Annotated in this window: 26 protein-coding genes and 1 pseudogene; 14 read left to right on the top strand and 13 right to left on the bottom strand. The window is 69.5% G+C overall.

Features of this window, described 5'->3' with window-relative positions; genetic code table 11:
• The 10 genes and pseudogenes from ACO057_RS00135 to hisB form a co-directional block, all read right to left on the bottom strand.
• On the bottom strand, positions 1 to 840 hold an 840-nt coding region (locus tag ACO057_RS00135; RefSeq protein WP_421988317.1), incomplete at its 3' end, for a SirB1 family protein.
• A 9-nt stretch (positions 841 to 849) separates the two neighbouring features.
• Positions 850 to 1,231, bottom strand: a pseudogene (locus ACO057_RS00130) (histidine triad nucleotide-binding protein).
• 81 nt (positions 1,232 to 1,312) lie between these two features.
• Positions 1,313 to 1,834 carry a phosphoribosyl-ATP diphosphatase gene (locus ACO057_RS00125; RefSeq protein ID WP_421988316.1) on the bottom strand — a complete coding sequence of 174 codons (522 nt, stop codon included), beginning with the start codon at positions 1,832 to 1,834 and terminating at the stop codon, positions 1,313 to 1,315.
• Positions 1,835 to 1,878: 44 nt separating this feature from the next.
• On the bottom strand, positions 1,879 to 2,649 hold the full coding sequence (hisF, locus tag ACO057_RS00120; RefSeq protein WP_421988315.1) for an imidazole glycerol phosphate synthase subunit HisF: 771 nt from the start codon (positions 2,647 to 2,649) through the stop codon (positions 1,879 to 1,881).
• Between the two features lie 136 nt (positions 2,650 to 2,785).
• A complete protein-coding gene (locus tag ACO057_RS00115; RefSeq protein WP_421988314.1) occupies positions 2,786 to 3,235 on the bottom strand; it encodes a GNAT family N-acetyltransferase in 450 nt (149 codons plus the stop codon).
• On the bottom strand, positions 3,232 to 3,969 hold the full coding sequence (hisA, locus tag ACO057_RS00110) for a 1-(5-phosphoribosyl)-5-[(5-phosphoribosylamino)methylideneamino]imidazole-4-carboxamide isomerase (protein ID WP_421988313.1): 738 nt from the start codon (positions 3,967 to 3,969) through the stop codon (positions 3,232 to 3,234). Before hisA ends, ACO057_RS00115 begins: the two co-directional genes overlap by 4 nt.
• Before the next feature lie 3 nt (positions 3,970 to 3,972).
• On the bottom strand, positions 3,973 to 4,563 hold the full coding sequence (locus ACO057_RS00105) for a GNAT family N-acetyltransferase (RefSeq protein WP_421988312.1): 591 nt from the start codon (positions 4,561 to 4,563) through the stop codon (positions 3,973 to 3,975).
• Positions 4,560 to 5,219, bottom strand: a complete 660-nt coding sequence (gene hisH, locus ACO057_RS00100; protein ID WP_421988311.1) for an imidazole glycerol phosphate synthase subunit HisH — start codon at positions 5,217 to 5,219, stop codon at positions 4,560 to 4,562. The genes ACO057_RS00105 and hisH overlap by 4 nt, the downstream gene beginning before the upstream one ends.
• Positions 5,219 to 5,602, bottom strand: a complete 384-nt coding sequence (locus ACO057_RS00095; protein ID WP_421988310.1) for a DUF2628 domain-containing protein — start codon at positions 5,600 to 5,602, stop codon at positions 5,219 to 5,221. The genes hisH and ACO057_RS00095 overlap by 1 nt, the downstream gene beginning before the upstream one ends.
• A complete protein-coding gene (gene hisB, locus ACO057_RS00090; protein WP_421988309.1) occupies positions 5,602 to 6,207 on the bottom strand; it encodes an imidazoleglycerol-phosphate dehydratase HisB in 606 nt (201 codons plus the stop codon). Before hisB ends, ACO057_RS00095 begins: the two co-directional genes overlap by 1 nt.
• 77 nt (positions 6,208 to 6,284) lie before the next feature.
• Between hisB and ACO057_RS00085 the strand changes: the two genes are divergently transcribed.
• From ACO057_RS00085 to ACO057_RS00045, 9 genes are all read left to right on the top strand, one after another.
• The gene (locus ACO057_RS00085; protein WP_421988308.1) at positions 6,285 to 6,821 is read left to right on the top strand and encodes a D-glycero-alpha-D-manno-heptose-1,7-bisphosphate 7-phosphatase; all 537 of its coding nucleotides are present in this window, start codon (positions 6,285 to 6,287) and stop codon (positions 6,819 to 6,821) included.
• Positions 6,818 to 7,273, top strand: a complete 456-nt coding sequence (gene hemJ, locus ACO057_RS00080) for a protoporphyrinogen oxidase HemJ (RefSeq protein WP_421988307.1) — start codon at positions 6,818 to 6,820, stop codon at positions 7,271 to 7,273. Before ACO057_RS00085 ends, hemJ begins: the two co-directional genes overlap by 4 nt.
• Complete coding sequence (locus ACO057_RS00075; RefSeq protein ID WP_421988306.1) at positions 7,273 to 7,755, top strand: type II CAAX prenyl endopeptidase Rce1 family protein; 483 nt, start codon at positions 7,273 to 7,275, stop codon at positions 7,753 to 7,755. Before hemJ ends, ACO057_RS00075 begins: the two co-directional genes overlap by 1 nt.
• A gap of 159 nt (positions 7,756 to 7,914) precedes the next feature.
• On the top strand, positions 7,915 to 9,189 hold the full coding sequence (rho, locus tag ACO057_RS00070; protein ID WP_421988305.1) for a transcription termination factor Rho: 1,275 nt from the start codon (positions 7,915 to 7,917) through the stop codon (positions 9,187 to 9,189).
• 73 nt (positions 9,190 to 9,262) lie between these two features.
• Positions 9,263 to 9,442, top strand: coding sequence for a hypothetical protein (locus tag ACO057_RS00065; protein ID WP_421988304.1), 180 nt, complete (start codon positions 9,263 to 9,265; stop codon positions 9,440 to 9,442).
• A 75-nt stretch (positions 9,443 to 9,517) separates the two neighbouring features.
• Positions 9,518 to 9,874, top strand: a complete 357-nt coding sequence (locus ACO057_RS00060; RefSeq protein ID WP_421988303.1) for a hypothetical protein — start codon at positions 9,518 to 9,520, stop codon at positions 9,872 to 9,874.
• 19 nt (positions 9,875 to 9,893) lie between these two features.
• Complete coding sequence (locus ACO057_RS00055) at positions 9,894 to 10,133, top strand: YMGG-like glycine zipper-containing protein (RefSeq protein WP_421988302.1); 240 nt, start codon at positions 9,894 to 9,896, stop codon at positions 10,131 to 10,133.
• A complete protein-coding gene (locus ACO057_RS00050; protein WP_421988301.1) occupies positions 10,130 to 10,684 on the top strand; it encodes an HD domain-containing protein in 555 nt (184 codons plus the stop codon). Before ACO057_RS00055 ends, ACO057_RS00050 begins: the two co-directional genes overlap by 4 nt.
• A complete protein-coding gene (locus ACO057_RS00045) occupies positions 10,681 to 11,427 on the top strand; it encodes a GNAT family N-acetyltransferase (protein ID WP_421988300.1) in 747 nt (248 codons plus the stop codon). Before ACO057_RS00050 ends, ACO057_RS00045 begins: the two co-directional genes overlap by 4 nt.
• A gap of 33 nt (positions 11,428 to 11,460) precedes the next feature.
• Here ACO057_RS00045 and ACO057_RS00040 read toward each other — a convergent pair whose 3' ends face one another.
• Both ACO057_RS00040 and ACO057_RS00035 read right to left on the bottom strand, forming a co-directional pair.
• Positions 11,461 to 12,435 (bottom strand): quinone oxidoreductase family protein, encoded by a 975-nt coding sequence (locus ACO057_RS00040; RefSeq protein WP_421988299.1) that lies wholly within the window; start codon positions 12,433 to 12,435, stop codon positions 11,461 to 11,463.
• A complete protein-coding gene (locus tag ACO057_RS00035) occupies positions 12,432 to 12,914 on the bottom strand; it encodes a methylated-DNA--[protein]-cysteine S-methyltransferase (protein ID WP_421988298.1) in 483 nt (160 codons plus the stop codon). The genes ACO057_RS00040 and ACO057_RS00035 overlap by 4 nt, the downstream gene beginning before the upstream one ends.
• A gap of 115 nt (positions 12,915 to 13,029) precedes the next feature.
• On the opposite strand from ACO057_RS00035, the gene mnmE reads away from it, so the two are divergent.
• From mnmE to ACO057_RS00010, 5 genes are read left to right on the top strand one after another with little or no spacing between them, the layout of a single operon-like run.
• Positions 13,030 to 14,325, top strand: coding sequence for a tRNA uridine-5-carboxymethylaminomethyl(34) synthesis GTPase MnmE (gene mnmE / locus ACO057_RS00030; protein ID WP_421988297.1), 1,296 nt, complete (start codon positions 13,030 to 13,032; stop codon positions 14,323 to 14,325).
• A gap of 17 nt (positions 14,326 to 14,342) precedes the next feature.
• On the top strand, positions 14,343 to 16,214 hold the full coding sequence (gene mnmG / locus ACO057_RS00025) for a tRNA uridine-5-carboxymethylaminomethyl(34) synthesis enzyme MnmG (RefSeq protein WP_421988296.1): 1,872 nt from the start codon (positions 14,343 to 14,345) through the stop codon (positions 16,212 to 16,214).
• Positions 16,201 to 16,806 (top strand): 16S rRNA (guanine(527)-N(7))-methyltransferase RsmG, encoded by a 606-nt coding sequence (gene rsmG / locus ACO057_RS00020; RefSeq protein WP_421988295.1) that lies wholly within the window; start codon positions 16,201 to 16,203, stop codon positions 16,804 to 16,806. Before mnmG ends, rsmG begins: the two co-directional genes overlap by 14 nt.
• A complete protein-coding gene (locus ACO057_RS00015) occupies positions 16,799 to 17,623 on the top strand; it encodes a ParA family protein (protein WP_421988294.1) in 825 nt (274 codons plus the stop codon). Before rsmG ends, ACO057_RS00015 begins: the two co-directional genes overlap by 8 nt.
• Entirely contained in the window at positions 17,620 to 18,468 is an 849-nt protein-coding gene (locus ACO057_RS00010) for a ParB/RepB/Spo0J family partition protein (protein ID WP_421988293.1), read from the top strand. The genes ACO057_RS00015 and ACO057_RS00010 overlap by 4 nt, the downstream gene beginning before the upstream one ends.
• Positions 18,469 to 18,473: 5 nt before the next feature.
• Here the strand turns inward: ACO057_RS00010 and ACO057_RS00005 are convergent, their stop codons facing one another.
• Positions 18,474 to 19,589, bottom strand: coding sequence for a serine hydrolase domain-containing protein (locus tag ACO057_RS00005; RefSeq protein ID WP_421988292.1), 1,116 nt, complete (start codon positions 19,587 to 19,589; stop codon positions 18,474 to 18,476).
• Positions 19,590 to 19,854 lie beyond the last annotated feature (265 nt).

Genomic DNA, 19,854 nt, shown 5'->3' with positions numbered 1-19,854 from the left:
CAGGATTTCGACCAGCTCGCGGATCTTCGTGGCTTCCTCGCCGCGCGGCTCCAGCTCCAGCGCTTTCTCGAGGCTCGCCAGCGCCGCGCCGATGCGTTCCAGCCGATGCTCGATGATCCCTGCATCGCGCCACAGCCCCGAATGGTGCGGCGCCAGGCGCAGCATGTCGCGCGTGCAGGCCAGCGCGCCCTCGAGGTCCTTCGCGGCCAGCCGGCGCAGCTTGATGTTGTTCTGCAGCCGCAGCAGTACGTCGCGCTTGGACATTGGCGCCAGGGAGCCCGGCCGCAGCTCGGCATGGTCGCCCTCGCTGATCTTCAGCAACCGCCGCAGCTCGCGCGCCTGGAGCTGCGTGCCGCCGTCGAAGACATCCAGGATCAGCTGCCCGCGCGCATGCTCCAGCGCCAGCAGGAAATGCCCCGGGGCGTTCACGCCATGCGCGCCCCAGCCCGCCGCCTCGGCCGCATGCAGCCACAGCACGCCCAGCGCGACCGGCAGCCCGCGCCGCCGCTCCAGCACATGGATCAGATTGGCATTGGCCATGTCGTCATAGGTTTCGGAGTCGCCGAGCAGCCCGCATTCCTCGTGCAGCAGGCGCGCCAGGGCCTGCCGCCGCCGCTCCGGATCGCCGCGGTCGGCCGCCTCGTCCTCCGAGGCCAGCTCCACCGCCCGCCGCGCGATGGCGCTGAGCTGGGCAGCGGTCGCGCGCCAGTCGGCCTCGGGCGCGTCGATGCGGGCGAATTGCAGCGCGATCGCGCCGATATCGAGCTCGTCGTCCGGCAGCTGCCCCGCGGCGTCGAGGGCAGCGCGCGCTTCGTCCTGGGGCGTGGTGATAGCGGCCATGGCGGCAGACTAACCCGGCGGCACCATCCGGCCCAGCGGCCTTCCGCCGAAGACATGAACGTGGAAATGCGGCACCTCCTGGCCCCCATCGACGCCCATATTGGCGAGCAGGCGATGGCCAGAGGCGTCGAGGCCCAGATCGGTCGCGACCTTCGCCACGGCCCGCCAGAAGCCGGCGATCTCCGCGTCGGAGGCCGTGGCGTGGAAATCGGCGGCGCTGACATAGGGCGCCCTTGGGGATCACCAGCACATGCACCGGCGCGAGCGGGCTGATGTCGTGGAAGGCCAGGGCGAATTCGTCCTCGTGGACGCGCTTGCTGGGAATCTCGCCGCGCAGGATGCGGGCGAAGATGTTCTGGGGGTCGTAGGGCGGGAGGCCGTTGACGGGCATGGTGGCGCAATCCTGGAGAGCTTTCGCCGCAGGATGCCACGCCCGGCGGCGAAGGTCAGCCGCGGCGTGGGCCCCGGAGGATCAGGGCAGCTTGCTCGTCTGCGCGAGGGCCAGCAGCGCCTTGGGCCGGGGGCGCGAGGCCTTCTCGACGATGCCCGACATTCCCTCGCGGCGGCGCAGCTCGGCCCAGACCTCGCCGGGCTGGATCCCTGCATCCACCAGCAGCACCATCAGGTGGTAGAGGACGTCGGCGGATTCCGCGATCGTGGGCTCGCGGTTGCGCGCCACGGCCTCGATCACCAGCTCGACGGCCTCCTCACCCAGCTTCTGCGCGACCTTGGGCGTGCCGCGCGAGATCAGCCGGGCGGAGTGGGACATCACCGCGTCGCCGGTGACCCGGCGGGCCTCGATCGTGGCCCAGAGCCGGTCGAGCACGGCGGCGTCGCCGTCCTGGGGCAGTTCCAACGGCTTGAGGTGCTTCGCCTCGGCCAGCAGCACGGCCTTGCGGACGCGGCCTTTCGCGGCGGGGATGTTCTTGGGAACCGGCAGCTTCGCCGCCTTGACCACCTTGATGGCTTTCACCGTCTTGGCGGGCTTCGCCACCTTGGCGGTCTTCGTGGAAACTTTCTTCTTTATTGCCTTGGCCACTACGCCATCTCCCGAACGCGGCGGACGGGAAGCCCCGCCGCGGCCAAGGCGTCCTTCGCCTGCTGGATGCGAAAGACGCCGTCATGAAACACGCTTGCCGCGAGGAGCCCGGTCGCGCCGACCTTCGCCCCCTCGACGAAATGCTGAAGCGAGCCGACGCCGCCCGAGGCAACGACCGGCACGCGCACCGAGGCTACCACACGCTTCAGCAGCTCGAGGTCGAAACCCGCCTTGGTGCCGTCGCGGTCCATCGAGGTGAGCAGGATCTCGCCCGCGCCGAGCCCGGCCATGCGGGCTGCCCATTCCACGGCGTCGATCCCGGTCTCGCGGCGGCCGCCATGGGTGAAGACCTCCCAGCGGTCGCCGGCGACGCGCTTGGCGTCCACCGCGACCACGATGCACTGGCTGCCGAAGGCCTCGGCGCCGCGCCGCACGAGATCGGGGTCGGTGATGGCGGCGCTGTTGATGCTGACCTTGTCCGCGCCGGCGAGGAGCAGCTTGCGGATGTCCTCCACGCTGCGCACGCCGCCACCGACCGTCAGCGGGATGAAGACCTCGGCCGCGGTGCGGGACACCACATCGTACATGGTGGCGCGATTCTCATGGGTGGCGCCGATGTCGAGGAAGGTGATCTCGTCGGCGCCCTGGGCGTCATAGGCGCGCGCCTGCTCGACCGGATCGCCGGCGTCGCGCAGCGCGACGAAGTTCACGCCCTTCACGACGCGACCGTCCTTGACGTCCAGGCAGGGAATGATGCGCAGCGCCAGCATCGGTGGATGAATTCCATGAACATCCAGGCGCGGCCACACGTCTGGGGAGGCGCGCATGCGGATTTTTTGTGACGGGGTCAAGGGAAGCTTTCGAGTCGGCTCCCTGACAGTGGAATTGAGACGATCCGGCGACGATTCAAGGTCGGCGAATCTGGAAGAAGGTCTTGGTGCCGCGCTCGAATCCGGTGCGCTCGTAGAACAGCAGCGTGCCTTCCTCCTTCGAGCCCGTCGCCAGCATGACCTTGTAGCAGCCGGCCTCCCAGGCGAGGTCCAGCGCGGCGGCGAGGACGGCGTGGCCGAGCCCTTTGCGGCGGTGATCGGCATGGGTGACGACATTCTCGATCAGCGCATAGGGCCGGGCGCTGCGCGAGATGTTGGGGATGACCACGAGCGTGCAGGAGGCGGCCAGCACCCCGCCGGCCTCGGCGACGAGGACGGTCGTGAGGCCGGAATGGAGCAGGCTGTCCCAGGCGGTGGCGGCCTTCTGGGGATCGGCCGGCGGGTCCTCGGCATTCAGGTGCAGGTAAAGCGCCTGGATTCCCGCCAGGTCCTCAGCACGCGCGGCGCGGAGGACCGCCCCGGTCACGGCGCGGCCGCGAGCGCCAGGGCGGCGGCGGGGTCGATGCGGCCGTCATAGAGCGCGCGGCCGAGGATGGTGCCCTCGATGCCGTCGTCCCGGGCCGCCTTCAGCGCCACGAGATCGGCCAGCGAGGCCGCGCCGCCCGAGGCGATGACCGGCGTCATGAGGGCGAGGGCCAACTCGCGCGTGGCCTCGACGTTGATGCCGCCCAGCATGCCGTCACGGTCGATGTCGGTGTAGATGATGGCCGCCGCCCCGGCATCCTCGAAGCGCAAGGCGAGGTCGCGCGCGGGCAGGGTGCTCGTCTCGGCCCAGCCCTCGGTGGCGACCATGCCGCCGCGGGCGTCGATGCCGACGACGATGCGGCCGGGATGCTCGCGGCAGGCCTCCCGCACGAAGGTGGGATTCTTCACGGCCGCCGATCCGAGGATGACACGCGTCACGCCGCCCGCCAGCCAGGCCTCGACCGTCGCCATGTTGCGGATGCCGCCGCCCAGCTGCACCGGCAGCGAGGAGGCGGCGAGGATGCGCGCCACCGCCTCGGCATTGGCCGGCTGGCCCGCGAAGGCGCCGTCGAGGTCCACCACGTGCAGCCATTCGAAGCCCTGCGCGGCGAAGACGCGGGCCTGCTCGCCGGGATCCTCCGCATAGATCGTGGCCTGCGCCATGTCGCCGCGCTTCAGGCGCACGACATGGCCCTGCTTCAGGTCGATGGCGGGATAGAGGGTGAAGCCGGCCATCGTTCAGTTGCCTTTGATCTCGCCGAGCGCCTCGGCCGAGCTGCGGCCGTGCGGGACTTCGATGATGCGATAATAGTGGTAGCCCGCGACCGTCTCGCCATTCGCCCGCGCATAGGCGGGATGGGTGCCCCAGCGGATATAGCCGAGCCCCTCGAAGAGCGAGATGGCAGTCGTCTGCGTGGCACGGACGTCGAGATTGAGCACGCGGATGCCCTGGCCGGCCGCGCGCTCCTCGATCTTGCGGATCAGCAGCCGCGCCAGACCGAAGCCGCGCGCATAGGGCGCGATGAAGGCGTGGGTGAGGGTCGCGGAGAAGCCCTGCGCCTCGTTGTTGCGCGGCGGGCGCACCATCTGCGCGCTGCCGACCACCTCGCCGTCGAGCCGGGCGATGAAGAGCTCGCGCTCGGGCACCAGCAGCACGCCGCGGAAATGGCGCTCCAGCGCGGTGCGGCTCTGCGCCTCCAGCCAGCCGAAGCCGCCGCCTTCCACGATCGCGGCATTGGTGGCTTCGCAGAGGCCGGCGAGGTCGCGGGGATCGAGGTTGTCGACGCGGTCGATGGCGAGCTGGTGGACCACGGAGGGATCGCTCTTCACGCCGCCTCCACCCGAGGCGTCCAGCTCAGGAAGTTGCGGAGGATGCGAAGGCCGACATCGGCGCTCTTCTCCACATGGAACTGCGTGCCCACCACATTGCCGCGACCGAGGATGGCCGGGACCGGGCCGCCGTAATCGGTGGTGGCCAGCAGGTCGGCCGGCTCGCCGCCGCGCCAGGCGTAGGAATGGACGAAATAGGCGCTGTCGCCGGGGAGCAGCCCGTCGAGGACGGGATGCGAGCCGGGGACGAAATCCAGGTTGTTCCAGCCCATCTGCGGCAAGGGCAGGGCGCGGCCCTCCGCGTCATGCGGGTCCATCGCGGCGACCTCGCCGGGGAGCCAGGCCAGACCGGGGGTGACGGCATGCTCCAGCCCGCGCTCGGCCAGGAGCTGCAGGCCGACGCAGATGCCCAGGAAGGGCTTCTTGCGAACCTGCACCTGCTCGTGGAGGGCGCCGACCATGCCCTCCAGCGCGTCGAGCCCGGCGCGGCAGGCGGCGAAGGCGCCCTGGCCGGGGAGGACGATGCGGTCCGCGTCCATCAGCGCCTCGGGCTCGCGGACGAGCTCCACCGTCACGGTCCCGCCCGAGGCGCGCTCGAGCGCGCGACGCACGGAGGCGAGGTTGCCCGAGCCGGGATCGATCAAGGCTATTTTCATCACTGGCCCACCCGGGCGGCAAAGATGTGAAGCAGCGCCTCGTCGGCCGAGGTGGCGCGCAGCAGGGCGCTGTCCTCGTCGCGGCCGAGCACCACCTGGGTCACGGGCATGTCGCGCCGCGACAGCGTCCAGCGGCGCAGGTCGTGGCCGTGGAAGCCCAGCAGCAGCGCGAGCGCGAGGGGAAGGGCCTCACCCCAGGGCGAAGGCAGCAGCGCCAGGGCGGCGAAGACGACCAGCGCGATCCCGCCGGCCAGCCAGCAGCGATGCCGCAGCAGCCACAGCGGCCCGAGGAGGAAGGCCCAGAGGCTGAAGCCCTCGGGAATCAGGACCGCGGCCTGACGCTGCAGGCCCGGCGGCGGCAGGTGGATGGTCCAGCTGCGCATCACCCCTCCAGCACGCCCTTGGTCGAGGGGATGGCGCCGGCCGTGCGCGGATCCATCTCGATAGCCATGCGCAGCGCCCGCGCGAAGCCCTTGAAGCAGGCCTCGGCGATGTGGTGCGCGTTGGTGCCCGCCTTCAAGGTGATGTGGCAGGTGAGGCCCGCATTCATCACCAGGGCGCGGAAGAATTCCTCGAAGAGCTCGGTGTCCATCTCGCCGACCTTGTCGCGCGGGAAGGCGACGCTCCAGGCGAGGAAGGGGCGGCCGGAGATGTCGAGGGCGCATTCGGCCAGGGCCTCGTCCATCGGCATCAGGCAGTGGCCGAAGCGGGCGATGCCGCGCTTCTCGCCCAGTGCCGATTTCAGCGCCTGGCCGATCACGATGCCGCAATCCTCGGCCGTGTGGTGGAAGTCGATGTGCAGGTCGCCCTTGGCGTGCAGCTCGAGGTCCAGCAGGCCGTGGCGCGTGAGCGCGTGCAGCATGTGGTCGAGGAAGCCGATGCCCGTGCCGATGGCGGCCTGGCCCGTGCCATCCAGGGTCAGGATGGCATGGATGTCGGTCTCGGCCGTGGTGCGGGTGATCTCGGCGCGGCGGGGGGCGGACTTCATGCGCGCCCCTCTAAGCCCTTCGGCACGGGAAGGCCAGCACTGCGCGCGCGGGGCCAATCCGTGCTAACCGAAGGGCCATGGAAATGCCGACTTCGCGCCCCGCGACTTCACGTCCCTGTGCCTTCCTGGACCGGGATGGGATCCTGATCGAGGATACGGGCTACCCCCACCGCATCGAGGAGGTCCGCTGGACCGAGGGGGTCATGCCCGCTTTGCGGCGTCTGAACGCGGCCGGGCTGGCGGTTTGCGTCGTGACCAACCAGGCGGGCGTGGCGCGCGGGAAATACGATGAATCCACAGTCGCCCGCATGCATGTCTGGATGGCGGAACAGGCACGGGCGGCCGGGGCGCGGATCGACGGCTTCGCCTATTGCCCCTTTCACGAGAAGGCCGAGGACGCGCGCTACCGCCGCGTCAGCCCCCGCCGCAAGCCGGGCGGCGGGATGATCGAGGACTGGCTGGCCCATTTCCCGCTCCGACGCGCGGGCAGCTTTCTGATCGGCGACCGGGAGACGGACATCGAGGCCGCGGCGGCGGCGGGCATTCCGGGCCACCTCTTCCCGGGCGGGGATCTGGACGCCTTCGTCGCCGGCCTGTTGGGAGCTGGCGCATGACCCTCGACGCCCTGGCGCCCGCCTATCCCTGGGTGAAGGCGCTGCACCTGATCGCGGTGATCGCCTGGATGGCCGGGATGCTCTACCTGCCGCGCCTCTTCATCTACCATTTCGAGATCCCGCGCGGCGGCGGGACGGAGCATGCCCGCTTCGTGACCATGGAGCGGCGGCTGCTCAAGGCCATCATCAACCCGGCCATGATCGCCACCTGGCTGCTCGGGATCACGCTGGTGCTGACCCCGGGCGTGATCGATTGGTCCGCCGGCTGGTGGCACACCAAGCTGCTCTGCGTGCTGCTGATGAGCGGCTTCCACGGCTACCTCTCGGCCAACCGGCGGAAGTTCGCCGCCGACGAACGGCCGAAGACCCAGCGCCACTGGCGCATCGCCAATGAGGTGCCCACGCTGCTGATGATCGTCATCGTCATCATGGTCATCGTGAGGCCCTTCTGATGGCCTCCTGGCGCCCGGCGGCGGCGGGAGGGGCGGCCTTTCTCGCCTCCATGTTCGTCGAGGTCGGCGCCGTGGCCGCGCTAGGCGATGCGGTCGGCGGGCTGGCGATGCCGGTGCTGGTGGCGCCGCTGGCGGAGGAACTCGCCAAGCGCCTCTTCCTCTGGCCGCTCGGCGCGGGATGGGCGGGCACGGGACTCGCCTTCGGGGTGATCGAGGGCCTGCTCAAGACGGGCGAATGGCACCTCCTCGGCCTCTGGGGCGGGCTCGCCTCGGTCCTGCAGCACTGGGCCTATGGCCGCTGGGCCGAGCGCGGCGGGCTCTGGCTCGCGATCGCCCTGCATATGGCGTTCAACGCGACGGTGCTGGGGGCGGATTACGCGACCGATGCCTCCGTCGGCTGGGTGGGGCCGCTTCTCGCCGCGGCGCTGCTCCTGGCCTCCTGGCGTGGAAGGGGCGTTGACGCAGGGGCAAGGGCTCCCTAGGTTTATGGCGTCGGCTCCGCACGCGGGCCCGATCCCTCCCCGACCAACGCCGATCCGCCATGGCTCCCCGAGCATGGTGCGACACCGGGGCCTCTCCGCCTGGCCCCCCCTGCGTTTTCCCAAACTACGCGTTCCCACGATCTTCCCTTCGGATGCTGCATGCACCTCTCAGAACTCAAGGCCAAAACGCCGCCTGATCTCCTCGCCTTCGCGGAGGAGCTCGGCGTCGAAAACGCCTCGACCCTGCGCAAGCAGGACATCATGTTCGCCGTCCTCAAGACCCTGGCCGACAACGACCAGGCGATCTACGGCGAAGGCACGCTGGAGATCCTCTCCGACGGCTTCGGCTACCTGCGCAGCCCGCAGGCGAACTTCCTCCCCGGCCCCGACGACATCTATGTCAGCCCCGCCCAGGTCCGTCGCTTCGGCCTGCGCACCGGCGATACCGTCGAAGGCCAGATCCGGGCCCCCAAGGATGGCGAGCGCTACTTCGCCATGCTGAAGGTCAATGCCGTGAACTTCGAGCCGCCCGAGGCGCTCCGTCACCGCATCAACTTCGACAACCTGACGCCGCTCTACCCGACCCGTCGCCTCAAGATGGAGAACGCCGAGGTCGAGAGCGTCGGCAAGGGGCCGCAGAAGGACAACACCCATCGCGTGATCGACCTGATCGCGCCGATCGGCATGGGGCAGCGCGCCTTGATCGTGGCGCCGCCGCGCACCGGCAAGACGGTGATGCTGCAGAACATCGCCAAGTCCATCAGCGCCAACCATCCCGAGGTCTTCCTCATCGTGCTGCTCATCGACGAGCGGCCCGAGGAAGTGACCGACATGGCCCGCACCGTGAAGGGCGAGGTCGTCGCCTCCACCTTCGACGAGCCGGCGACGCGCCACGTTCAGGTCACCGAGATGGTGCTCGAGAAGGCCAAGCGTCTGGTCGAGCACAAGCGCGACGTGGTGATCCTGCTGGACTCCATCACGCGCCTGGGCCGCGCCTACAACTCGGTCGTGCCGAGCTCGGGCAAGGTGCTGACGGGTGGTGTGGACGCCAATGCGCTGCAGCGCCCCAAGCGCTTCTTCGGCGCGGCGCGCAACATCGAGGAAGGTGGCTCGCTCACCATCATCGCCACCGCGCTGATCGACACCGGCAGCCGCATGGACGAGGTGATCTTCGAGGAGTTCAAGGGCACCGGTAACTCGGAAATCATCCTGGACCGCAAGCTCTCGGACAAGCGCGTCTTCCCGGCGATCGACATCACCAAGAGCGGCACCCGCAAGGAAGAGCTCCTGGTGGATCGCGGCACGCTCAGCAAGATGTGGGTGCTGCGCCGTATCCTGAACCCGATGGGCACACAGGACGCGATGGAGTTCCTCACCGACAAGCTGAAGTACAGCAAGACGAACCAGGACTTCTTCGACGCGATGAATACGTAAATCAGACGCCGGGCGGCGGCTCCGCCACCTTCCTCGGTCAGCCTCGCATCTCCCCAAAGGAGAGGCCCTGCCCATGGCACGCCGCCGCCTGCCCCTCGCCGTCGCTTTGCTGCTCGTGCTGGCTACGGTCTCCTGCGCGCCGCCGCGCTACCGATCCTATGACGGGGTGCCCGACGCGCGTGGCCAGGGCTTCGGTGCCGCCAATGAGTTCCAGCCCCGCCGGCAGGCCGGCGGGATGAATCCCGGCACCTGAATTCCATCTTCCTGCCACGATCCCCTGGTCAATAGCCTGACGGCGAGGGAACCTTCGGGAATGATAAGACTTAGCGTGCTAGCCGTCGGAATCGTCGGCCTCCTGGGATTGCCGGGCTGCGTCGACCAGCCCTATCGCGGCGGCTACGGCAACAACTACCGCCCGAGCTATGGCGGGAGCTATAACCGTGGCTACGACAATCGCGTCTACGACAACCGGCGCCGTGACGATCGGCGGGACGACCGCAGCCGCGATAACCGGAACTCCCAACCCAACAATCGCAATCCGCCTCCCCCTAGCAATTCCGGCAATCGCGGTGGCCTCTGGGGTAACCAGGGAGGCGGCGGGGGCGGCGGCTCGAACCGGGGCAGTCCAGGGGGCGGCGCACCCACGAACACTGGCGATCCGCCCGCGAATCACCAGGGCAACTGAACTTTCAGGAGACACTCTCATGCATAAGCTTCTTCTCCCCCTCGGCCTTGTCGCCATCCTCGGCACGGCTGGCTGCACCAATCCCTACAGCGAAGGCCAGCGCGCCGCCGGCGGCGCGCTGATCGGCGCCGGCTCGGGCGCGGCGCTCGGCGCCATCTTCGGTGGCGGGCAGGGTGCGGCCATCGGCGCGATCACGGGCGGCGCCGTTGGCGCGGCCACGGGCGTGATCACCACCCCGCAGCGTCCGGGCCGCTATTGATCCAGAACGTTCTGGCGGCCGCGAGCTTCGCGGCCGCCGTCCACGCGACCCATCGCCGCAAGGGCGTGGCGCGAGAGCCCTATATCAACCACCCCATCGAGGTGGCGAGCATCCTGGCCGAGCACGGCGCGCCCGAAGCGGCGATCCTCGCCGCCCTGCTGCACGACACGGTCGAGGACAGCTCCGACGATCCCGAGCCGGTGACCCTGGAGGCGCTGGCTGTGCGCTTCGGCGCCGAGGTGGCCTCGATCGTGGACGAGGTCTCGGACGACAAGAGCCTTTCCAAGGAGATGCGCAAGGCGCTCCAGGTGAAGCTGGCCCCGAAGAAATCCGATGCCGCCAAGCTGGTGAAGCTGGCCGATAAGATCTCCAATCTGCGCGCCATCATGACGGCGCCGCCGGCCAATTGGGACCATGCGCGCAGGGTCGAGTACGTCGGCTGGGCCGGGCGCGTGGCGGCGGGGCTGCGGGGCGTGAATCCCTCGCTGGAGGCGCTTTTCGACACGACCTATCGCGAGGCGATGACGACCCTCGCGCGCGAGGGCGCATGATCTCTCTGGAACTGGTCCACGCGCTCGAACGCGCGACGTTCAATGCCGTTCCGGCCCGCCGCGTGGCCTTCGATGGCCCCTTCGTGCTGCGCTCCTTCCTGGGCGGCACGGGACGCGCCAATGCGGCCTGCTCGCTCGATCCCGCGGCGGATCCGGACATGGCGGCGCGTGTGGAGCGGATCGCCGGTGTCTACCGGCGATTGGGGCTGACGCCGCGCATCCGTTCCTCGCCGCTCGATCCGGCCGGGCTGGGGGCGCATCTTCTGGCCACGGGCTGGACCCCGTATGACGAGAGCCTGGTGACCTGCGGGCCGCTGGCGCCGCTCGCCGTTGCCGATCGCGACGTCACCATCCTGGATGCGCCGGATGCGGCCTGGTTCGATGTGCTGGGCACGGTCGAATATCAGTCGCCCGCGCGCCACGCCGAGAAGCAGGAGGCGGTTCCGCTCTTCTCCGTGCCGGCGGCCTGGATGGTATTGCGGCTGGAGGGCGTGCCGGCGGCGGTGCTGTCCACCACCTGCGACGGGAAATATTGCGGTCTCTTCGATCTCGCCGTCCGACCGGAATTTCGCCGGCGCGGCCTTATCGGTCGGGCCATAGGCGCCGCCGCGCACTGGGCGAAGGCGCAAGGTGCGGAGAAGTTCTTCGCTCAGGTCTCCGCGACGAATGCGGCGTCGATAGCGCTCCAGGACGGAATCGGCATGTCGGAACGCTATCGCTACAGCTATTTTACGCGAAAATAGAGGTCCGGCGCATCTTTCGATGCGCCGGAAATATTACGGAATAAGGATCGTGCTGCCGGTCGTTTTGCGGTTCTCAAGATCGATATGGGCCTGGGCCGCATCCTTGAGCGCATAGCGCTGGTTCACGTTCAGCTTGACCTTGCCGCTCTTCACCACCGCGAAGAGGTCGGCCGCGACCGCCTCGAGGTCCGAGCGCTTCGTCGTATATGAAGCGAGCGTGGGTCGCGTGAGATAGAGCGAGCCTTTCGCGGCCAGGATGCCGATGTCGATCGGCGCCACGGGACCCGAGGCATTGCCGTAGCTGACCATCATGCCGAGCGGGGCCAGGCAGTCGAGCGAGGGCACGAAGGTGTCGCGGCCCACACTGTCATAGACGACGGGCAGCATGGCGCCGCCGGTGATCTTCTTCACGGCCGCAGGCAGGTCCTCGCCGGAGATGACGATGTGATCCGCGCCATGATCGCGCGCGAGCTGGGCCTTGGCCTCGGTGCTGACGGTGCCGATGACGGTGCAGCCGAGCGCCTTGGCCCATTGCACCATGATCAGTCCGACACCGCCGGCCGCCGCATGGACCAGGATCGTCTCGCCCGCCTTCACCCGATAAGTGCTGCGCAGCAGATACTGGGCCGTCATGCCCTGGAGCATCATCGAGGCCGCCTGCTCGAAATCGATGCCCTCGGGGATCTTCACGAGACGGTCGGCCTTCATGGCGCGGGCCTCGGCATAGGCGCCGATGGGGCCGGAGGCATAGGCGACGCGGTCACCCACGGCGACCTCGGTCACGCCCTCGCCGATCGCCTCGACGATGCCCGCACCCTCCATGCCGATGGAGGTCGGCAGCGAGGGCGCCTTGTAGAGGCCGTTGCGGAAATAGACGTCGATGTAGTTCAGGCCGACGGCCTTGTGGCGCACGAGAGCCTCGCCGGGCTTGGGATGCGGGAGGGGAACCTCCTCCCACACCATCTTCTCGGGGCCGCCGTAATCGTGAATGCGGATGGCATGGTTCATAGGAGGGTTCCTCGGGCCGGATCGGGCCGGTTGAGAGCGCGCGCTTCGAGATCGAGCAGGTAGCGCTTGGTGGGAGGGCCATCGCCGCCCGAATATCCGCCGAGGGCGCCGTTGGCGGCGACCACCCGATGGCATGGGATCAGGATGGGAATAGGGTTGCGGCCATTGGCCTGGCCTACGGCGCGGGGCGAGGAGGAGAGCTCCGTGGAGATGTCCAGGTAGCTCCGGGTCTCGCCGGCGGGGATACGCGTCAGGGCGGCCCAGACGCGCTGTTGGAAGGGCGAGCCATAGGGCGCGAGCGGGAGCTGGAAGGTCACCCGCTTGCCGTCGAAATAGTCGTGCAACTGGTCACGCGCCTCTTTCAGCAAGGGCGTGGCCTCCTGATCGGAGCCGCGTCCCCAGTCGAGCGCGACGATCGTGCCATCCTCTTCGGAGATCGTGATCTCCCCGAGGGGAGTGTGAAGCGAAAGCTGCGGCATGTTTCCCTATGTTGCAAGCGCGCGAGGATGCAGCACCCGCCGGGGGGCGGCGTCAAGCACCCCCTTTTGGGAGGCAGGGTGGGGGCGTAGAGGGGGGACTGAAACAGGAGGCTTCATGGGAGAGACCATCTTCGCGCTCGCCAGTGGAGCGGGCCGCGCCGCGGTCGCCGTGATGCGAATCTCCGGCAGCGGGACGGGCGATGTGGTGGCCGCGCTCTGCGGAAGCCTGCCCGTGCCGCGACGGGCGAGCCTGCGCCGCCTGCGGCAAGGCGAGGTGGTGCTGGACCGTGCGCTGGTGCTCTGGCTGCCCGGGCCGGCGAGCTATACCGGCGAGGACAGCGCGGAGCTGCAGCTGCATGGCGGGCCGGCGGTGGTGGCGGCTGTGGCCGAGGCGCTGGTGGCCCTTGGGGCGCGGCCTGCCGAGCCGGGGGAGTTCACGCGCCGGGCTTTCCTTCAGGGCAAGCTGGACCTGACGGCGGCGGAGGGGATCGCGGATCTGATCGCCGCCGAGACCGAGGCGCAGCGCCGCCAGGCGTTGCGCCAGGCGGAGGGCGGCCTGGCGGCGCGCCATGCCGAATGGGCGCTGCGGCTGACGCGGCTGCTGGCGCGGCAGGAGGCCTTCATCGAATTCGAGGAGGAAGATCTGCCGGCGGAGCTCGATGCGCGGGTGGCGGCCGATGCGGCGCTGCTGCGCGGCGAGATGGCGGCGCTGCTGGCGGAGGGGACGCGCGGCGAGAAGCTGCGGGAGGGCCTGGCGATCGCCATCCTGGGGGCGCCCAATGACGGCAAGTCCTCGCTCCTCAATGCCTTGGTGGGGCGCGACGCCGCCATCGTCTCGGCGAGGGCGGGGACCACGCGCGACATCGTGGAGGTGCGCATGATCCTGGCCGGCGTGCCGGTGACGTTGGCCGATACCGCCGGCCTGCGCGAGGCGACCGACGAGATCGAGGCCGAGGGCGTGCGCCGCGCGCTGGCCCGGGCGGAAGCGGCCGATCTGCGGCTGCTCGTCTTTTCGGCGGATGCCGAGCCGGATGCCGCCACACTGGCCCTGCGGGGGCCGGACACGCTGGTGGTAGTCAACAAGGCGGACCTGGGGGCGGCGGTGCCCGAGGGAGGTATCGGCGTGTCCGCGCGGACGGGGCAGGGGCTGGAGTTGCTTCGCGCCGAGTTGGAGGCCGCGGCCGTGACGCGCGCCGGTCTGAGCGATACGGCCACCCTGACCCGCCCTCGCCATCGTGCGGCGCTGCGCGAGGCGGTGGAGTGGCTGGAGCGGCTCCCGGATGCTGGCCTGCCGGAGCTTCGCGCCGAGGCCCTGCGCAACGCCCTGAGGGCCCTTTCGCGGCTGACGGGGCGTGTGGATGTGGAGCAGGTGCTGGACCTTGTCTTCAGCGAGTTCTGCATCGGGAAATAGCTGCTATACGGCGGCCCATGCGGGACGCGATTTACGACGTGGTGGTGATCGGCGGCGGCCATGCCGGCTGCGAGGCGGCGGCCGCATCGGCGCGCTGCGGCGCAAGCACGCTGCTGCTGACCCATGACCCGGCCAGGCTTGGGGAGATGTCCTGCAATCCGGCGATTGGCGGGATCGGCAAGGGGCACCTGGTCCGCGAGGTGGATGCGCTGGATGGGCTGATGGGCCGGGCGGCCGACGCGGCGGGCATCCATTTCAAGCTGCTGAACCGCAGCAAGGGACCGGCGGTGCGCGGACCGCGCGCCCAGGCCGACCGCAAGCTGTACCGCGCGGCCATCCAGAAGCTGCTGGCCGAGACCGCGGGCCTGTCGATCCTCGGCGAGGCGGCGGAGGACCTGATCCTGGGCGAGGGACGGCTCCAGGGCGTCGTCACCGCGTCGGGCCGGCGCATCGCCTGCGGCGCGGTCGTCATCACCACGGGGACCTTTCTTCGCGGCGTCATCCATATGGGCGAGACGCGCATCGCGGCGGGCCGTGTGGACGAGGCGCCCTCGGTCGGCCTCGCCCTGGCCCTGGAGCGGCTCGGCCTGCCGCTGGCCCGGCTGAAGACCGGAACGCCGCCGCGGCTGGATGGTCGCACGATCGACTGGGCCAGCCTGGAGATGCAGCCGGGCGATGCCGAACCCGAGCCGCTCTCCTGGATGACGGAGCGGATCACGAACCGGCAGGTGGATTGCGGCGTCACCCACACCGCGCCTCGCACGCACGACATCATTCGCGAGAGCCTGCATCTTTCGGCGGTCTATGGCGGGCGCATCGAGGGCGTCGGGCCACGCTACTGCCCCTCGGTCGAGGACAAGGTCGTGCGCTTCGCCGACCGGCAGCGGCACCAGATCTTTCTGGAGCCGGAGGGTCTGGATGATCCGACCATCTATCCCAACGGCATTTCGACCAGCCTGCCGGAAACCGTCCAGCGCGCGATGGTGGAGAGCATCCCCGGCCTCGAGCGGGCGGTGATCCTGCGGCCGGGCTATGCCATCGAGTATGACCACGTCGATCCGCGGGCGCTTCGGCCCTCGCTGGAGTGCCGCGCCCTGTCAGGTTTGTTCCTGGCCGGGCAGATCAACGGCACGACCGGCTATGAGGAAGCCGCCGCGCAGGGGCTGCTGGCCGGGGTCAACGCCGCCCATGTCGCCTCAGGCGCCGTCGCCCCGGCCCTGTTGAACCGGGCCGAGGCCTATCTGGGGGTGCTGGTGGACGACCTCACGCTCCAGGGCGTCACGGAGCCATATCGCATGCTGACGGCGCGCTCCGAGTATCGGCTCAGCCTGCGTGCCGACAATGCGGGGATGCGGCTCACGGAGAAGGGCATCGCCTGGGGCTGCGTCGGTCCGGCGCGGGCGGCTTCGCACCGCAGTTTCAGCGCGGCGGTCATGGACGCGATGGCCCGCGCCCGTGCCGAAGGCGCCACGCCGGCGGGCTATGCCGCGGCGGGCGTCGCGATCAATCAGGACGGCCGGTGGCGCAGCGCCATGGATGCCCTCGCCTTGCCGGCCATGTCGGCTGCTGCAGCCGAGACCCTCTTCCCCTGGCTGCGTGAGCTGGCGCCCCGCGTTCGCGCCCATGTCGAGGCGGAAGCGCTCTACGGCCCCTATCTGATCCGCCAGGAGGCCGAGCGCGCGCTGCTGGAGCGCGAGGAGGCCTTGGCGATCCCGGTTGAGATCGATTTCGCGGAGATCGCGGGCCTTTCCAACGAAATGCGCGACCGGTTGCGTCGCGCCCAGCCTGCCACTCTCGGTGGCGCCGGCCGCCTCCCCGGCATCACCCCGGCAGCCATCGCGGCCCTGGCCGTTCATCTCCGACGGAGTGTTTCACGTGAAACAGCCTGAAGCCGGAACGCTCGATGTTTCACGTGAAACAGAGGCGCGCCTCCGCGAGTTCCTGAAGCTTCTCGTTGCCTGGAACGCCCGGATCAACCTTGTCGCCGGCGCGCCGGAAGAGCATCTGTGGCAGCGGCATATCCTGGATTGCTGGCAGCTCCTGCCTCTGCTGCCTGATGGTCCGCTCGCCGACCTCGGTTCGGGTGGTGGCCTGCCGGGCCTCGTGATCGCCATGGGGCGCGAGCAGGAAACGCATCTGGTGGAATCGGACCGACGCAAGTCGGCCTTTCTGATCGAGGCAAGCCGCGCGCTGAACCTCCGCCACGTCTCTGTCCACCCCGTGCGAATCGAGGATGCGAAGCTGCCCCCTATCTCGGTCGTCACCGCCCGTGCCCTCGCGCCGCTGAAGGTTCTGCTCCCCCAGGCCGCCCGAATTCTCGCGGCCGATGGCGTTTGCGTCTTTCCCAAGGGACGAACCGCGGATGTGGAGTTGACGGAAGCGGCTCCAAATTGGTTTATGCAAGTCGAGCGGTTCCAAAGTCGGACCGACACCCAAGCGACCATCCTCCGCTTCAGCGAGATACGCCCTACCGGTGCCTGATCCCACATACCAAGTTCTTGCCCTCGCCAACCAGAAGGGCGGTGTCGGCAAGACCACCACGGCCGTTAACCTGGCTGCTGCCCTCGCGGTGAAGCATCGCGTCGTGCTGATCGATCTCGATCCGCAGGGCAATGCCTCCACCGGTCTCGGCATCGCTCGGTCCGAGCGCGATGCGGGCAGCTACGCCATGCTGGTGGAAGGCCGGCCGCTCGCCGAAGTGCTGCGGCCGACCGTTATCCCCAACCTCTCGATCATCCCCGCCGATCCGAACCTCGCCGGTGGTGAGCTGGAGATGGTGGACCTGACGCGCCGCGAATTCCGTCTGCGCGATGCCCTCACGAACGGGGCGGGGGCGCTGAAGGGCGTCGACTGGATCGTGCTGGACTGCCCGCCGTCGCTCAGCCTGCTGACGCTGAACGGACTGGTCGCCGCCAATGCGGTGATGGTTCCGCTCCAGGCCGAGTTCTATGCGCTCGAGGGCGTGTCCCAGATCATTCAGACGCTCGACCGCGTGCGGGGCGGCCACAATGCCGGGCTGCGCCTTGAGGGCATCGTGCTAACCATGTTCGACCGGCGCAACAACCTCTCCGAGGCGGTCGAGGGCGATGTGCGCGCCTATTTCAAGACGCAGGTCTACGAGACCATCATCCCGCGCAATGTCCGCGTCTCCGAGGCGCCGTCGCACGGCCTGCCGGTGACCTATTACGATCCGCGCTCCCCCGGAGCCGAGGCCTATGCCCGCCTGGGGGCCGAGTTCCTCCGCCGCAACCGCGCGCGCCTGCGCGAACTCGCCAAGGCAGAAGGTCGAGACGCATGAGCAAGCCGCCCGCCCTCGGCCGCGGACTTTCCGCCCTTTTGGGCGATGCTGCTGCCGTCGGCCCCGCGGCGCCTGGCTTGCGCACCCTTCCCGTGGGCGCGATGGAGCCTGGTCCCTTCCAGCCGCGCGAGGCGATGGACGACGCGTCGCTGGCCGAGCTGGCCGCCTCCATCCGCGAGCACGGGGTGCTGCAGCCGATCCTCGTCCGCCCGATGAAGGGGCGGCCCAACCGCTTCGAGATCATCGGTGGTGAGCGCCGCTGGCGCGCCTCCCAGGCGGCCGGCCTGCATGACGTGCCCGCCCTCGTTCGCGAATTCTCGGATCGGGAGGCCATGGCGGCCGGGCTGGTCGAGAACCTTCAGCGCCAGGACCTCAACGCCCTGGAAGAGGCCGAGGGCTATGGCCGGCTCACCGAGCAATTCGGCCTCACCCAGGACGCCCTGGCCCGCGCCGTCGGCAAGAGTCGCCCGCATGTCGCCAATACCCTGCGGCTGCTGGGCCTGCCCGACCGGGTGCGCGAGCTGCTGCGCGAGGGCGCGTTGACCGCGGGCCACGCCCGCGCGCTCCTCACCGCGAAGGACCCGATCACGCTCGCTCTGATGGTGGTGGATCGCGGCCTGAACGTGCGCCAGGCCGAGGCGCTGGCGGCGGCGAAGATCGTTGCCCCCGCTTCGCGCCAGGCCAAGTCTGACGCCGAGACCCGCGCCCTGGAGCGTCAGATCACCGAGCATCTCGGCCTCAAGGTCGCCATCCGCCACGGCGCGCGTGGCGGACAGGTGGTGCTGTCCTACAAGGACCTCGACCAGCTCGACGGGCTGATCCGCCTCCTCACGACGTCCGCCTGACGCGCCTATTCGGCGATGGAGGCATGGGCCAGGGTGGAGATCGCATCCATGCGCGGCCCGTGGAATTCATCCGTCTGCCGCGTGTTCGACAGGAAGGCGAAGGACACGCCGGAATCCGGATCGCCCCAGCAATAGGACGAGCCCACGCCGCCATGGCCGAAGGTCTTCGGATGGGCGATGGCGCCAAGCCCCCGCGCCAGGGCCGTATTGCCGCGCAGATGCGGCCCGAGCCCGCGATGCATCGCAACGCCGTTATATTCGTCCAGCCGGTCGGCCGTGTAGTTGCGGATCGCATAGGCCACCATGCGCGGTGACAGGATGCGATGGCCGTTGAGCGAGCCGCCATTCACCAGCGCCTGGTAGAAGGCCGCCATCGCCCGCGCCGTGCCATAGCCGCCGCCGCCGGGAATGCCCGCCGCCCGTCCGGCTGGGCTGCCCTCGGGCATGCGCACCGCCCCGTCGACGTCATGCATGTCCGCCGCCCTGGCCTGCTGGTCCGCCGGCAGTCCGACGAAGAGTTCGGCGCCGATCCCCAGCGGCGCGATGATGCGCCGGCGGATGTAGTCCCGATGGTCCTCGCCGGTGACGGCCTTGATGACCGCCGCGGCCACCCAATGCGCGGCCGCGGGATGGTAGCGGACCTTGCTGCCCGGCTCCCACTCCAGGGGGAAGGCGCTGACCACCTCGCGCAGCCTGGCCGCGTCCTCCCAGGCCTCCGCGGGAACCTCGGCGGTCGGGAAGCCGCCCTGGTGCGTCAGAAGCTGGATGAAGGTGATGCTGCCCTTGCCCTTGGCCTCGAAGCCCGGAAGGTGCTGAGCGATGCTGTCCGTCAGGCGGATCAGCCCATCCTCGGCCAGGGCCCAGATCGCGGCGGCGGTGATCACCTTGGTGTTGGAATAGAGCAGCCACATCGTCTCGGGCCGCGCCGCCGCGTCCTTGCGGGCCTCCCCGAAGGTGCGGAACAGCGCGAGGCGTCCGTGACGCGCGACGGCCACCTGGGCGCCGGGGTGATGTCCCGCGGCCACGTCGGCGGCGATGCGCTCGCATAGGCGCTCAAGGCGCGCGGGATCCAGGCCGAGCTCGGTCGGCGTGGCGTCTGGCATGGGGAAGGGGGCGGTCATGTCCTGGCGTCTCCTGTGTTGCGCGTATCACGCCAGAGCCACCTCTTCTTGCCAACCGGGACCGCGCGGAGGTTATGGTGATGTCACCATCGCGAACGCCGCGCACCAAGACGCGGCGACCAGGGAGGACCGGATCCATGAGCATGAGTCGCCGCGCGGCGTTGAGCCTGCCGTCTGTTCTCGTCCCGGCGCTGTCGCGCGCCCAGACCACCGCCTTTCCCGAACGCGCGGTCCGCTACATCGTTCCCTTCACCCCCGCCGGCCT

Source organism: Roseococcus sp., assembly GCF_965227005.1.
Taxonomy (GTDB): Bacteria; Pseudomonadota; Alphaproteobacteria; order Acetobacterales; family Acetobacteraceae; genus Roseococcus.
This window is presented reverse-complemented; position numbering and strand designations above follow the sequence as displayed.

Bases quoted from the DNA above. Each gene is read 5' to 3' on its own strand.
- hisF (WP_421988315.1), bottom strand. From the start codon at position 2,649: ATGCTGGCGCTGCGCATCATTCCCTGCCTGGACGTCAAGGACGGTCGC.
- hisA (WP_421988313.1), bottom strand. From the start codon at position 3,969: ATGGCCGGCTTCACCCTCTATCCCGCCATCGACCTGAAGCAGGGCCAT.
- hisH (WP_421988311.1), bottom strand. From the start codon at position 5,219: ATGAAAATAGCCTTGATCGATCCCGGCTCGGGCAACCTCGCCTCCGTG.
- ACO057_RS00095 (WP_421988310.1), bottom strand. From the start codon at position 5,602: ATGCGCAGCTGGACCATCCACCTGCCGCCGCCGGGCCTGCAGCGTCAG.
- hisB (WP_421988309.1), bottom strand. From the start codon at position 6,207: ATGAAGTCCGCCCCCCGCCGCGCCGAGATCACCCGCACCACGGCCGAG.
- ACO057_RS00085 (WP_421988308.1), top strand. From the start codon at position 6,285: ATGGAAATGCCGACTTCGCGCCCCGCGACTTCACGTCCCTGTGCCTTC.
- hemJ (WP_421988307.1), top strand. From the start codon at position 6,818: ATGACCCTCGACGCCCTGGCGCCCGCCTATCCCTGGGTGAAGGCGCTG.
- ACO057_RS00075 (WP_421988306.1), top strand. From the start codon at position 7,273: ATGGCCTCCTGGCGCCCGGCGGCGGCGGGAGGGGCGGCCTTTCTCGCC.
- rho (WP_421988305.1), top strand. From the start codon at position 7,915: ATGCACCTCTCAGAACTCAAGGCCAAAACGCCGCCTGATCTCCTCGCC.
- ACO057_RS00065 (WP_421988304.1), top strand. From the start codon at position 9,263: ATGGCACGCCGCCGCCTGCCCCTCGCCGTCGCTTTGCTGCTCGTGCTG.
- ACO057_RS00055 (WP_421988302.1), top strand. From the start codon at position 9,894: ATGCATAAGCTTCTTCTCCCCCTCGGCCTTGTCGCCATCCTCGGCACG.
- ACO057_RS00045 (WP_421988300.1), top strand. From the start codon at position 10,681: ATGATCTCTCTGGAACTGGTCCACGCGCTCGAACGCGCGACGTTCAAT.
- ACO057_RS00040 (WP_421988299.1), bottom strand. From the start codon at position 12,435: ATGAACCATGCCATCCGCATTCACGATTACGGCGGCCCCGAGAAGATG.
- ACO057_RS00035 (WP_421988298.1), bottom strand. From the start codon at position 12,914: ATGCCGCAGCTTTCGCTTCACACTCCCCTCGGGGAGATCACGATCTCC.
- mnmE (WP_421988297.1), top strand. From the start codon at position 13,030: ATGGGAGAGACCATCTTCGCGCTCGCCAGTGGAGCGGGCCGCGCCGCG.
- mnmG (WP_421988296.1), top strand. From the start codon at position 14,343: ATGCGGGACGCGATTTACGACGTGGTGGTGATCGGCGGCGGCCATGCC.
- ACO057_RS00010 (WP_421988293.1), top strand. From the start codon at position 17,620: ATGAGCAAGCCGCCCGCCCTCGGCCGCGGACTTTCCGCCCTTTTGGGC.
- ACO057_RS00005 (WP_421988292.1), bottom strand. From the start codon at position 19,589: ATGACCGCCCCCTTCCCCATGCCAGACGCCACGCCGACCGAGCTCGGC.